Raw genomic sequence first — 13570 nt, 5'->3', positions numbered from 1 at the left:
AGATCAGGATATGTTCGAAAAGCAGTATGATGTTATTGTAGTTGGAGCTGGGCATGCCGGAAGTGAGGCTGCCGCTGCTGCTGCAAATATGGGTAGCAAAACCCTTCTTATTACCATGAATCTTCAGAACATCGCCCAGATGAGCTGTAACCCTGCTATGGGTGGTATTGCCAAGGGGCAGATCGTTAGGGAGATCGATGCGATGGGAGGTTATAGCGGTATTGTTAGTGATACCAGCGCTATCCAGTTCAAAATGCTTAATAAATCCAAAGGACCTGCGATGTGGAGCCCTAGGGTACAGAGTGACCGTATGAGGTTTGCCGAGGACTGGAGGATCAAACTTGAACAGACTCCTAATCTTGATTTTTACCAGGAAATGGTTGCCGGTCTTATCATTAAAAATGATAAAGTGGTTGGAGTGAGAACTTCTCTTGGGCTGGAAATTTCTGCCAAGACCGTGGTGTGTACCAATGGTACTTTTCTAAACGGACTCATCCATATTGGTGATAAACAATTTGGAGGAGGTAGAGCTGGTGAAAGGGCTGCTACCGGAATTACCAAAGATCTTATTGATGTAGGTTTTGAAGCTGGAAGAATGAAGACCGGAACGCCTCCAAGAGTAGATGGAAGGTCTCTGGATTATTCTAAAATGGTGGAGCAACCCGGAGATGATATTCCTGGAAAATTTTCCTATTCAGATGAAACGAGGCCATTAAAAAAACAACGTTCCTGCCATATGACCTATACCTCCAACGAGGTACATGAAATCCTGAAAGAAGGCTTTGATCGTTCTCCTATGTTTAACGGAAGGATCAAAAGTATAGGTCCGCGATATTGTCCTTCTATCGAGGATAAGATAAATCGTTTTGCAGATAAGGACAGGCACCAGCTTTTTGTGGAGCCTGAAGGATGGAATACCGTAGAAGTTTATGTGAATGGATTCTCGACTTCCTTACCAGAAGATGTTCAGTTCAAAGCATTGCGTTCTGTTGCCGGTTTCGAGAATGTGAAATTCTTCCGCCCGGGATATGCCATCGAATATGATTATTTCCCTCCAACGCAGCTGAAACATACGCTTGAAACCAAGCTTGTGGAAGGTCTTTATTTTGCGGGACAAATAAACGGTACTACCGGATATGAAGAAGCAGCCTGCCAGGGAATGATGGCGGGTATCAATGCCGCTCTGAAAGTTCAGGAAAAGGATGAATTTATTCTTAAACGTAACGAGGCTTATATAGGAGTTCTAATCGATGACCTTATTACCAAGGGTACTGAAGAACCATATAGAATGTTTACTTCCCGTGCGGAATATAGGACGCTTTTAAGGCAGGATAACGCCGATTTCAGACTCACCGAAAAGTCATATAATATTGGTCTTGCTTCTGAAGAGCGAATGAGAAAGATGGAAGAAAAGAAAGAGAAATCTTTTAAGTTCGTGCAATTCCTGAAAGATCTAAGCGTAGTTCCCGAAGAGGCAAATCCTGTTCTGGAGAAAAGAAAATCTTCTCCCATGAAACAAAGTGATAAGGTATTCAAGGTCTTTTCAAGACCACAGATCACTATGGAAGATGTAAAGAATTTTAGCGGGGTAGAGGAGTTCATTGCCGAGAATAATCTTAATGAAGAAATGATCGAGCAAACCGAGATACAGGTAAAATATTCCGGTTATATTGAAAAGGAAAAGAACAATGCCGACAAACTAAATCGTTTGGAGGATATCAGAATTCCTAATAATTTTGATTATTCTAAAATCAAATCCATGTCTTACGAGGCACGCGAGAAGTTGAAAAAAGTTCAACCCGCAACCGTATCCCAGGCATCAAGAATTAGCGGAGTGAGTCCGAATGATATTTCGGTACTTTTAGTTTATATGGGTAGATAAATTTGCAGTGTTCCACGTGGAACAAATCATTTTAATATTTGATCACAACCGAAAAAAAATATCTGGATTCTACATCTCTCGAACCTAAAATGGTCTGTAAGGATCATCTTGTTACCGGAGAAAAATTTGATATCGTACAGCACGAAAATGGTATCCTAAAAACTCATCCTTTTCCGGAGCATCTTTCCAGGTATTACGAATCTAATGAATATATTTCCCATACAGATTCCGCCGGTAATCTTCAGGATAAGATTTACCAGCTGGTTAAATCTTATATGCTTTCCAAAAAAGCAAAATGGATAAGAAAAAATATCAAGCATGGAAGCATACTTGATTTTGGTGCCGGAACCGGGGAATTCTTAAATAAGATGAAATCTTATTTCTGGAACGTGGAGGGGGTAGAGCCAAATAAGCTTGCCCGTGATCTCGGGATTTTAAAAGGTCTGAATCTTAAATCTGATCTTTCCCAGCTTCCCAAAAAGAAATTTGATGTGATCTCTCTCTGGCATGTTCTGGAACATCTTCCCGACCTAGAAGATAAGATCAGGGAATTTGAAAATTTACTGGACGAAAATGGAATCCTGATCGTTGCCGTTCCTAACCATAATTCTTACGACGCTAATTTTTATGGAGAATATTGGGCGGCCTGGGATGTGCCCAGACACCTTTGGCATTTTTCCAGGGAAGGCATAGAAAGTAAATTTCAGGAATCGGGATTTGAACTTTTCCAGGAAAAGGCATTGAAATTCGATTCGTTCTATGTCTCCCTGTTAAGCGAAAAAAATAAGAATGGAAGTACGAATCCTTTCAAAGCATTTTATCGGGGTTATATTTCCAATCTCAAGGCCCAATCTACCGGAGAGTATTCCTCTATAGCTTATTTCTTCCGGAAATCAGGCTAAAACCCATTTTAAGGCGTTTTAAGAGCGTTTTAAAGATTTAAGAGCTAATTCTATATCCCTGTACAGCTATAGTGGCTGAAAACCTTCCTATGGAATTGGTTTTTAATAAGTAATTCTTATATTAATCTCTATTTATATAGTATTTCGTTATATAGACAAAAATTAAATCTTTGGCAGAAAAAATACTTTTATACATTTGTGCCACAAAACATAAAATTATGATCAAAAGATTTATTGGAATTTCCGCAATCGCGATTTTGATGGTTTCTTGTAACGAGCAAAAAACTGCTTATGTAGATACTACCAAGATCGTTCAGGAATATAAAGAGATGAAAGATGTTGAGGCTGAATTCACCAACAAGTCAGATTCAGTTAGAAAACAACTGGATTCTGTAGCCCGTGCTTTTCAGCAGGAAGTTCAGGCTTACCAGTCTGAAATGAAATCCATGTCCCAGGCACAGCGCCAGGAAAAAGAGCAGGAGCTTATGCAGAAGCAACAAATGCTTCAGCAGCAACAGCAAATGCAGAGCAACCGTCTAAGAGAAGAGAGCGGTGCGGTAATGGATTCTATCGTAAAGAAGATCAAGGACTACGTAAAAGACTATGGTAAGGAGAATAACTATACCTATATCTTTGGTTCTAACGAGAGCGCCAATATCATGTACGCCGAAGAAGGTCTGGATATTACCCAGGACATTCTTAAAGAGCTGAACGAAGATTACGGTGGAGCAGAGGTAGAAACTGAAACTGCCGAGGAAGTAGAGGACTAGTCCTTCAAAAATATTGGAATAAAAAAAGCTTCAGAATTTTCTGAAGCTTTTTTTATTGGATAGACTTTTTATTTAGCTCATGATATATACCCCGAACATGCAAACGATGAAATATCCGGTTAAGGTGAAAGCACCGGCATAATCTTTCGCTACACGCTGGCCAAAAAGCAGCATGAGTAAAGTAATGCAGGCGAGTGCACAGGCATAAAGAGCCATGCCGCTATCATCATTGCTAATAAGTGCCCAGATACCTCCAATGGCCAGAAGTCCGGTCACCACCTCTATAATGAGTATAATAGCTACCATCAAGGGTACCATACCGGAAAGGAAGGTTCCTGAAAAATGATCTTTTAACCAGCCAGTATTCCCGCTCCAGTCACTTGCTTTATCTATTCCAGACTGCAAGAAGGTAATAAGGATAAAAATGAGGATGAGTAATTCGGTTAGGTTACTTGTAATATTTTCCATGTTTAAGCGGCTTTTTTATGTAAAAATCGGGTTAGTTTAATCGATAGATCGGTGAGGATGATCTTGGAATTTCCGTTTCTCTCTATATGATAAATCGCTGTTTCCAAAGCTTCGGTAATTTCCATGATATTATTGCCATGGATGAAGGGAGCAAAATTTTCCAGTTTGAACTTTTCTGTGCTTGGCTCGAGGTAAACGAGATGTTTAGCCTTGTAGTTCATGAGCAGGGACTGCCTGAAAAAATCTATACAGTAAAGTAAAAAGCTCTTCTGGGTCTCCCGGTTAAGGGCGGCCAGTTCTTCACTCCAGGAAACCAGTTCCAGGATAGTAGTTTTATTGCCCTTGGCTTTAAAAGCACTTCTCACCCAACTAATGAACCAGGCTTCGAACTGTTCGTCGCTGGAGTCCTTCTTTAATAGGTGGATGGCCTTGGTATAATCGCCATTGGCCTGGTGGGCTAACTTTTTAGCCAGTCCCACATCGCAATTCTCCCTTTCCTGCAGGGCAGCAGAAATATCGGCTTCACTCAGAGGTGGGAAATGTAGACTTTGGCATCGAGACCTTATGGTCTGTATGATCTGTTCCTCATCTTCGGCTACCAGGATAAAGACCGTGCTGTTAGGCGGTTCTTCGATTAATTTCAGCAATTTGTTAGATGCGGCTATATTCAGTTTTTCCGGCATCCAGATGATCATCACCTTGAACCCGCCTTCATAAGATTTAAGAGAAAGCGATTTCAGGATATCCTGGGCTTCATGGACACTAATCTGGCCCTGTTTATTTTCTATTCCCAGCTTTTGATACCAGTCGTATAAACTTCCGTAAGGATTATGGCTTAAAAAGCTTCTCCATTCTTCCAGGAAATGGGAAGAAACTGGATGTTTTTTTATCTTGTCGTTGGCAGCTACAGGGAAGGCAAAATGAAGATCTGGATGGGAAAAATTCCTGAACTTCATATTGCAGCTCCTGGCTTCTGGATCGTCGTTTTCTCCACCTGTATTTTTACACAAAATATATTGCGCATAAGCGATGGCCATAGGCAGGGAGCCACTTCCGGGCTGCCCGGTAAAAAGCTGGGCGTGCGGAATCCGGTTTCTGTCGGCCGTCGTTGTCAGGTGATTTTTTATGTGCGGTAGACCAATTACATCGTTAAAAAGCATAGGCAAATATAAAATTATATAAGCTTTATTATCTGTGGAAAAATTTATATTTGTAAGAAAGCAATACTATGAAAACTATAGACGACTACAATTTTAAAAATAAAAGAGCACTTATAAGGGTTGATTTTAATGTTCCGCTGAACGAGGAGATGAAAGTGACCGATGCAAACCGAATTCAGGCAGCGAAACCAACCATAATAAAAGTGCTGGAAGATGGTGGTAGTGTTGTTTTAATGTCTCACTTAGGAAGACCAAAAGGAAAAGAAAGTAAATACTCCCTTCAGCATATAACCGCTAAGGTTTCTGAAGTGCTTGGGGTAAAGGTACAGTTCGTTGAAGACTGTGTGGGAGAAGAAGTAGAAAAAGTAGCGAACGACCTTGAAGAAGGCGAGATCCTTCTTTTGGAAAACCTTCGTTTTCATGAGGAAGAAACCCAGGGAGACGAAGAATTTGCCGAAAAACTATCCAGGCTTGGTGACATCTATGTAAATGATGCCTTTGGAACTGCTCACCGTGCGCACGCCTCTACTACCGTGGTGGCAAAATTCTTTGAAGATAAATGCTTTGGATACCTGCTGGCCAAAGAGATCAAAAGTCTTGATAAGGTTTTACATAGCTCAGAAAAGCCGGTTACCGCTGTACTGGGAGGTGCCAAGGTATCCTCTAAGATTACCGTGATCGAAAATATCCTGGATAAGATTGATCACCTAATCATAGGTGGCGGGATGACCTATACCTTCATCAAAGCACAGGGCGGCCATATTGGCAATTCCCTGGTAGAAGATGATAAACAGGAATTGGCCCTGGAAATTCTTAAAAAGGCAAAGGAAAAAGGAGTGGAAGTACACCTACCTGTAGATTCTATTATTGCCGACAGTTTTTCTGAACAAGCCAGCACCCAGACCGAAAGTGTGGATAATATCCCTGATGGCTGGATGGGTCTTGATGTAGGACCGGAAACCCTTAAGAATTTTGAGAATGTGATCGAAAATTCGAAGATCATCCTTTGGAACGGCCCATTAGGCGTATTTGAAATGGATACGTTTGCCAATGGAACCATAGAACTTGGTAAGTCGATTGCCAAAGCGACAAAGAACGGAGCTTTTTCTCTTGTAGGAGGAGGAGACTCGGTTGCAGCTGTTAAAAAATTCGGACTCGAAAACCAGGTAAGTTATGTTTCTACCGGTGGTGGCGCGATGTTAGAGATGCTTGAAGGAAAATCCCTACCAGGAATCGAGGCCATAAAAAATTAAAGAGGTACGAAGTTTGATAAATGTTCGTTTGAAAATGTAAAATGGATATATGCTGAAAATTAAATTTTCAATGTTATTGCTTTTGGCCGGTTTATCAATGACGGCACAGAAGAAAGAGAACAAGGAAAGGCTTGAAAAAGCTAATTTCAGGGTTCAGATCTTTCAGAAAGGCGATGACACCAAGATCAAACTTGCCCAACCAGACCCGGAATACAGGGATAAACTCCCTATTTCGGCCGCGATAAGAGATTCTTCAAAAGTTAAACTCCAAGACCTGCCCAAAGCGAAGACCATAGATTCTCTATGGAAACTTGAGCTTACCAATTCAGATCTTTACGAGATGATGCAAAAGGAGATCAGGGAGCAGGACTATGAAGAGGTTGTTTACGACGAATTGCCTACAGATACTCTTAAGGCCCGGTTGGCTAAGCTGAATGCAAGAACTCCTTTCAATATAGAGTATAATCCTATACTCGAAAGTGTGATCAAATCTTATCTTAAGAGGAATAAACAGGGAATGGAGCGCCTAATGGCGCTTAGTCGCTATTATTTCCCAATGTTCGAACAAGAGCTTGACAAGTATGATATTCCATTAGAGATAAAATACCTTGCCATCGTTGAGTCTGCTCTTAATCCCAGGGCCAAGTCCAGGGTGGGCGCTACGGGTCTCTGGCAATTCATGTTCACTACGGGTAAAATGCACGGCCTGGACGTTAGTTCTTATGTAGATGAACGTATGGACCCGGAAAGGTCTACTGAGGCCGCTGCAAAGTACCTGGCGAGCCTTTACAAGGTTTTTGGTGACTGGGACCTAGTCCTTGCTTCTTATAATTCAGGCCCTGGGAACGTATCCAAGGCTATTAGAAGAAGCGGTGGCGCTACAGATTACTGGCATTTAAGAAGGTATCTTCCACGTGAAACAGCTGGGTATGTTCCTGCTTTCCTGGCCACCCTTTATTTGTTTGAGTATGCCGATGAGCATAATTTCCAACCAGGAAATCCTGATATCGTTTATTTTGAAACAGATACCATACAGGTAAAGGAACTGCTTACCTTCGACCAGATTACTAAGGTAACGGGAGTAGAAAAGGAACTGCTGGAATTTCTGAACCCAAGTTACAAACTGGATATCATACCTTTCGTAGCCGATGAAAAATACAGTCTGAGGCTTCCAAAACCTGCAACGGGTAAATTTGTAAGCAACGAAGCTGCTATTTATGATTACGCGAAAAATGAAATAGAGGAGAAGAAAGAAGAGCTTCCAAAATACGTAGAAACCGAAGATCGTATCCGTTACCGGGTGAGAAGCGGCGACTATTTGGGAAAGATTGCAGAAAAATATGGCGTTGGTGTTAGCAGTATAAGGCGATGGAACAATATGAGGAGCAACAACATCAGGGTAGGGCAGTATCTCACGATATATCCTAGGAAACCCTTGAGTGTAGCCTCTTCTAAGAGCACCTCCAAAACCAGCAAAAGTTCAAACCCAAGATTCTATACTGTGAAGCAGGGAGACTCGCTTTGGAGCATTTCCAAGAAGTTCCCGGGAGTTACGGTACAGAATTTGAGGTCATGGAACGATATGAACACTAATAGTCTTAAACCAGGGATGAAACTTAAGATCTCTAAAGGTTAGGACTGCTAATCAAATCCGAAACAATGAAACGTAGCCTGATCCTGCTAGCCAGTATTTTCCTAATTATCTCGTGTAAAAATGAAAAAGCCAAGAGAGAAGACCGTATTCTCTCAGATTCCTCAGGGAACATTAACCAGTTGACCGTAGTTATAGAGAACGATCTCTGGGAAGGGGAAGTAGGCGAAGCGATAAGGACCAACCTGGCTGCTCCGGTAGACGGGCTACCCCAGGAAGAACCTTTGTTCAGCCTTAGCCAGATCCCGCCAGAGACCTTCACAGGCTTTGTAAGGAACAGTCGTATCTTTTTAAAGATAGAAGACAGTTCTTCCAAGGGAATGCAGCTGATAGAAGATGAGTATGCCCGCCCGCAGACAGGTATCGTTTTGATGGGTGAAGGTTCTGAAGAGCTGATAGATGTGATCAATAACAAATCTGATTCTATCGTAAAGATCCTTAAAAAGACCGAGCTTACCGAAAAGCAACGCAGGATACGCAAGTCCCTGAAGAAGGATGACGCCCTGAGCGAGAAGTTCGGAATTAGCATGAAGTTTCCTTCGGCCTACCGTTATGCAAAGGAAGATGAGCATTTCTCCTGGATAAGGAAAGAGATCCCAAAGGGTAGCATGGAGATCCTTGTATATGAGGTGCCAATCAATACCATAGAGAACGATTCCAGCGTTATTGCTAATATCATACAGATGCGTGACTCTATTGGTGAGGCACAGATCCCGGGACGTCTGGAAGGCTCGTACATGATCACCGAAAAGGCTTATGCACCTTATCTTTTTGAGACCCAAATTGATGGTAAATTCGCTTACGAAACTCGTGGTACCTGGGAAGTTGCCAACGATTTTATGGCTGGTCCTTTTGTGAACTACGCCGTAAAAGATGAAAAGAATAACAGGTTCTTGATCCTGGAAGGTTTTGTTTTCTCTCCTTCACGAGGAAAACGGGATAATATTTTTGAACTGGACGCCATACTCCAATCGGCAGAGTTCGAATAAACAAAAAACCCAACTGAAAAGTTGGGTTTTTTTATTTTTATGTAGAAAAACTAATTACTTGTTTTCTTCGCTCACCTTTTTATTTCCGTCTTTAGGATCTGCTTTATCGTCATCTTTAGAAGCGTCCTTGAATTCTTTAATTCCACTTCCCAAACCTCTCATTAATTCAGGAATTTTACGTCCTCCAAAGAGCAGTAAAATTACAACCACGATCAGAATGATTTGTGGAGCTCCTATAGCCAAAGGCAAAATAATTGCATTCATGTCTTCTTGATTTAGTTTTACAAACTTAACAAGAAATAAGCAATCTAAGCGTTAAGAACACAATAATTTACCTTTTGCCCTGGCAGGTTGAATTAGTCTCAGGCCGATATTCTGCGGGAAATTATTTAATTTATCTTTGTAAAACCTAATTAAGGCTATGGCTCAAAATAAAAAGACAAAAAAGAAATTTGCGAAGAAGCTGCTTCACAAGTATCGAATGGTCATTTTAAATGAAGATACTTTTGAAGAGAGATTTTCTTTTCGACTTACCCGTCTTAATGTTTTTGTTGCCGTAGGCCTTTCTGCCATCTTCCTGGTAGCCGCGACCACGGTCCTGATAGCCTTTACACCTTTAAGGGAGTATATACCGGGGTATTCTTCCGCAGACCTAAAAGAAAAAGCGACCAATCTGGCTTATGTTTCAGACTCACTACAAAATGTAATCAGGTTGAACGACCAGTATCTTGCCTCCATAAAGGATGCACTAACCGGGGAATTCGATCCCGAACAATTGAACCGGGATTCAATCTTAAGCGCACCTATTACCGACCAGGAATACGAGGAGATCAACCGAATTAAAGCAGATTCCCTATTGAGGGAAGAGGTAGCCCAGGAGGATAAATATAACATCCTGCCTACGGCTACAGATAATATTAATTTTTCTCTGTTTCCGCCGGTCAAGGGAACTATTTCAGATCCTTACAGCATTGAGGATAAACACTATGCCGTAGATGTTGTCACCGCTCGTAATTCACCTATCAAATCTGTCGCAGATGGCCGGGTGATCTTTGCTGAATGGACGGCCGAAACCGGCTACGTGATCATAATAGAACACAGTTACGGCCTGCTTTCGGCCTATAAACATAATGCCTCGCTTACCAAAACTCAGGGAGATATGGTAAGGGCAGGTGAGGTGATCGCCACCGCCGGGAATACCGGTGAACTAACCACGGGCCCACATGTTCACTTTGAACTATGGAATGAAGGTAATCCCGTGGACCCTACAGAATATATTGATTTCAATTAAAATATGTCTATAAAATCTTTTGCAGCCAGAATCTTTGCTTCACACATTAGAAAAAAGATAGATCGTTGGGCTGGAAAACCACATCAAACCCAGCAAAAGGTCTTTGATGAACTTATCGCCAAAGCCCGGGATACCAAATTTGGAAAGGACCACGATTTCTCGAAAATAAGGTCACATGCCGATTTTGTAAAGCAGGTGCCCGTCCGGGATTATGAAGAACTGAAGGAATATGTAGACCTCATGGTCGCAGGAGAAGAGAGCGTGCTCTGGCCCGGCAAACCTTTGTATTACGCCAAAACTTCAGGGACCACCAGCGGGGCTAAATATATTCCGCTTACCAAAGAATCCATGCCTACCCATATCAACGCGGCCAGGAACGCCATCCTATGTTATATTGCAGATACCGGGAAGTCTAAATTCGTGGATGGGAAAATGATATTTCTACAGGGAAGTCCAGAGCTGGATGAAAAGAATGGGGTAAAACTGGGCAGGCTGTCTGGTATCGTAGCCCATTACGTGCCGGGCTATTTACAAAAGAACCGAATGCCCAGCTGGGAAACCAACTGTATCGAAGACTGGGAAACCAAGGTTGATGCGATCGTGGATGAAACCCTAAAAGAAGACATGTCGGTTATTAGTGGCATCCCTTCCTGGGTGCAAATGTATTTTGAAAGGCTGATAGACAAAACTGGTAAAAAAGTAGGAGATATATTTCCAAATTTCGATCTTTTCATCTACGGCGGAGTGAATTATGAGCCTTATCGTTCAAAATTTGAAAGCCTGATAGGCCGAAAAGTGGACAGTATTGAACTTTATCCGGCTTCTGAAGGTTTCTTTGCCTTCCAGGACAAGCAGGATGAAAAAGGCATGTTATTACAGCTGGATTCGGGTATGTTCTATGAATTCATAAAAGCAGACGATTTCTATTCTGAAAACCCGGAAAGACTGCTGCTAAAAGACGTGGTAGAAGGCGTGAATTACGTGATGATCATTTCTTCTACTGCCGGGTTGTGGGCTTATAATATCGGCGATACCGTGCAGTTCACTTCATTAAAACCATACAGGCTGATCGTTTCAGGAAGGATCAAGCATTTTATTTCTGCCTTCGGAGAGCATGTGATAGCCAAGGAAGTGGAGCAGGCCATGCAGGAAGCCGTTGCCGAGACGGGAGCTGAAATAAGCGAATTTACCGTTGCCCCGCAGATAAATCCGGAGGGGGAAGAACTGCCCTATCATGAATGGTTCATAGAATTTGAGCAGGAACCGGAAGATTTGAATAGTTTTGCTACGATCATAGATAAGTCTTTACAAAAGCAGAATTCGTATTATTTAGACCTTATCGAGGGGCATATCCTGCAAAGGCTTAAGATCAGCGTGGTTCCACGTAATGGTTTCCAGGAGTATATGAAATCTATAGGGAAGCTTGGCGGGCAGAACAAACTGCCCAGATTGTCTAACGACCGGAAGATCGCAGATAAACTGAATGAGATTATTTAAAAAATTACTATGTCTATATTAAAATTACAGGGACGTACAAGAGCCCAGGAAAGTTCTGGGGCTATAGAACGCATGTACATTACCATGCGTCACCTTTTTAACCGCGGGTTTTACAAGCCCATGGGGGTTTCAGGAGATACTCTTAGAGAATCCCTTTTAACCCTAAGACCAGAAATTTATGGTTCTATCGCTAACGATAAGGCCGAACTGGAAGGTCTTTTATACGTGATAGATCGTTTACCACACGGCATTGAAGAATGCAGGTTTATAAACCTTACCAGCGATGAAGGCTATGGTAACTCCCATTTTAAACCTATCGTCCCGCCAAAAAGGAGAAGGAACTGTTACCGTATAGACGATGAACAGATGAACATCGAGATAACCCGTGGCAGGTCTGAGATTTATGATATACTTACCCACCTTACCTTTCTTTTCATAGAGTCCCATAAGATTATGAAAAGGGTCCTTATAGATGAGGATGGTAGTGTGAACCGGGACTGGGAAAAGCTGGAATCGGCCGTAAAGCAAACTGGCGAGCTTAGCCAGACTCAGCGCGAGGTAGCCCTTACCCATACCGCAAGTATTCTGGGAAGAACTTTCCATGAGATCACTAAACTATATCCGAAATTTTCGACTGCTGAAAATCCGGACAGGTTCCTTAGAATCATTCATTCTTTAGGGAATATGGCCATCAGGGAAGCGGTGAAGAACGAGAAAAGGATCATCACCTTCAGCCCGGTGCTTAGGGAGCGCCTGGGACATCATATACACGGGGAGATCTGGGCCAACGATATCAAACATTGCCTTATGGAGAATAAGCTTATGGACAGGCCTCTACACATTATAAGCGCCAATATGCATAGTGTGATGAACACCCTCTATACACCATATGCCCTTAAAGCAGATCTAAAGAAGAAAAAGCCTCTTGACATTTACGAGGAACTTAGTGATAGCGGTAATGGAGCTTTAAGAAATAAAGTGACTAAAGCCGCGCTAGACAAGGGAATGGCCTTTCTCGAGGATAAGAGCGGAACCAACATCGATGTACAGATCTTCGACACGGCAAAACTGGAAGAAGGTTTCAGCAACACAAAATTTACCGAGCTTAAAGACGAGGAAAAGCCAGTAATTATCGTAATGGACTACGCTTTTGGAGAACAGGCCTATGAAACCATGGATGAGCTCCTGAAACCCTACAATGTGAAAGGTAAGGAAGTGAAAATGAATGTGAAGTCGATCTCTATCATGGGTAAGGCGGGAATTCTTGAAGGCGGAAAGGGAGATATCATGATCCCGGACGCCCACCTTTTCGAAGGTACAGCCGATAATTATCCATTTGAGAATCAGCTTAAAAAATCCGATCTTGAGGGCAGTGGTATCAATGTAGTTGATGGAGCTATGATCACCGTTTTGGGAACCAGCCTTCAGAACAAGGATATTTTAAGGTTCTTCCACGACTCCACCTGGAATGTTTGCGGGCTGGAAATGGAAGGGGCGCATTACCAAAAGGCGATTCAGGCGGCTTCCAGGTTGAGACGAAGTATTTCTGAGGATGTAAAGGTGAGATATGCCTATTATGCTTCAGATAATCCTTTGGAGACGGGAAGTACTCTGGCATCTGGTGGCCTGGGAACATCCGGGGTGAAACCAACTTATTGCATTACTGAAAAGATACTGGAACAGATTTTTAACTCGTAAAACAATATT

12 protein-coding genes are annotated in these 13570 nt (G+C 42.2%); 9 read left to right on the top strand and 3 right to left on the bottom strand.

Annotated features, from left to right (window positions below; all coding sequences use genetic code 11):
- The first annotated feature begins 10 nt into the window (after positions 1-10).
- From mnmG to FLP08_RS12340, 3 genes are all read left to right on the top strand, one after another.
- Positions 11-1882 (top strand): tRNA uridine-5-carboxymethylaminomethyl(34) synthesis enzyme MnmG, encoded by a 1872-nt coding sequence (mnmG, locus tag FLP08_RS12350; RefSeq protein ID WP_156277045.1) that lies wholly within the window; start codon positions 11-13, stop codon positions 1880-1882.
- A 38-nt stretch (positions 1883-1920) separates the two neighbouring features.
- Positions 1921-2784: a class I SAM-dependent methyltransferase gene (locus FLP08_RS12345; protein ID WP_156277044.1), complete on the top strand. Its 864-nt coding sequence runs from the start codon at positions 1921-1923 to the stop codon at positions 2782-2784.
- A gap of 218 nt (positions 2785-3002) precedes the next feature.
- Positions 3003-3554, top strand: coding sequence for an OmpH/Skp family outer membrane protein (locus tag FLP08_RS12340; RefSeq protein WP_156277043.1), 552 nt, complete (start codon positions 3003-3005; stop codon positions 3552-3554).
- Positions 3555-3626: 72 nt separating this feature from the next.
- On the opposite strand, the gene FLP08_RS12335 is transcribed toward FLP08_RS12340, so the two are convergent.
- Both FLP08_RS12335 and FLP08_RS12330 read right to left on the bottom strand, forming a co-directional pair.
- Entirely contained in the window at positions 3627-4022 is a 396-nt protein-coding gene (locus FLP08_RS12335; protein WP_156277042.1) for a DoxX family protein, read from the bottom strand.
- Positions 4023-4024: 2 nt separating this feature from the next.
- A complete protein-coding gene (locus tag FLP08_RS12330) occupies positions 4025-5182 on the bottom strand; it encodes a DNA polymerase III subunit (RefSeq protein ID WP_156277041.1) in 1158 nt (385 codons plus the stop codon).
- A 68-nt stretch (positions 5183-5250) separates the two neighbouring features.
- Here FLP08_RS12330 and FLP08_RS12325 point away from each other — a divergent pair, with 68 nt between their 5' ends.
- From FLP08_RS12325 to FLP08_RS12315, 3 genes are read left to right on the top strand one after another with little or no spacing between them, the layout of a single operon-like run.
- The gene (locus tag FLP08_RS12325; RefSeq protein ID WP_156277040.1) at positions 5251-6435 is read left to right on the top strand and encodes a phosphoglycerate kinase; all 1185 of its coding nucleotides are present in this window, start codon (positions 5251-5253) and stop codon (positions 6433-6435) included.
- A gap of 49 nt (positions 6436-6484) precedes the next feature.
- The gene (locus FLP08_RS12320) at positions 6485-8071 is read left to right on the top strand and encodes a lytic transglycosylase domain-containing protein (RefSeq protein WP_156277039.1); all 1587 of its coding nucleotides are present in this window, start codon (positions 6485-6487) and stop codon (positions 8069-8071) included.
- 23 nt (positions 8072-8094) lie between these two features.
- The gene (locus FLP08_RS12315; protein ID WP_156277038.1) at positions 8095-9075 is read left to right on the top strand and encodes a DUF4837 family protein; all 981 of its coding nucleotides are present in this window, start codon (positions 8095-8097) and stop codon (positions 9073-9075) included.
- Positions 9076-9129: 54 nt separating this feature from the next.
- Here the strand turns inward: FLP08_RS12315 and tatA are convergent, their stop codons facing one another.
- Positions 9130-9339: a twin-arginine translocase TatA/TatE family subunit gene (gene tatA / locus FLP08_RS12310; protein ID WP_156277037.1), complete on the bottom strand. Its 210-nt coding sequence runs from the start codon at positions 9337-9339 to the stop codon at positions 9130-9132.
- Between the two features lie 157 nt (positions 9340-9496).
- On the opposite strand from tatA, the gene FLP08_RS12305 reads away from it, so the two are divergent.
- From FLP08_RS12305 to FLP08_RS12295, 3 genes are read left to right on the top strand one after another with little or no spacing between them, the layout of a single operon-like run.
- On the top strand, positions 9497-10366 hold the full coding sequence (locus FLP08_RS12305; protein ID WP_156277036.1) for a M23 family metallopeptidase: 870 nt from the start codon (positions 9497-9499) through the stop codon (positions 10364-10366).
- 3 nt (positions 10367-10369) lie between these two features.
- Complete coding sequence (locus tag FLP08_RS12300) at positions 10370-11863, top strand: GH3 auxin-responsive promoter family protein (protein WP_156277035.1); 1494 nt, start codon at positions 10370-10372, stop codon at positions 11861-11863.
- Positions 11864-11872: 9 nt separating this feature from the next.
- The gene (locus FLP08_RS12295) at positions 11873-13561 is read left to right on the top strand and encodes a DUF6909 family protein (protein WP_156277034.1); all 1689 of its coding nucleotides are present in this window, start codon (positions 11873-11875) and stop codon (positions 13559-13561) included.
- The last annotated feature ends 9 nt before the right edge of the window (positions 13562-13570 follow it).

It is taken from the genome of Christiangramia aestuarii (assembly GCF_009735585.1).
GTDB lineage: Bacteria > Bacteroidota > Bacteroidia > Flavobacteriales > Flavobacteriaceae > Christiangramia > Christiangramia aestuarii.
The sequence above is the reverse complement of the archived record's forward strand: the minus strand, read 5'-3'. Positions and strand labels throughout refer to the sequence as shown.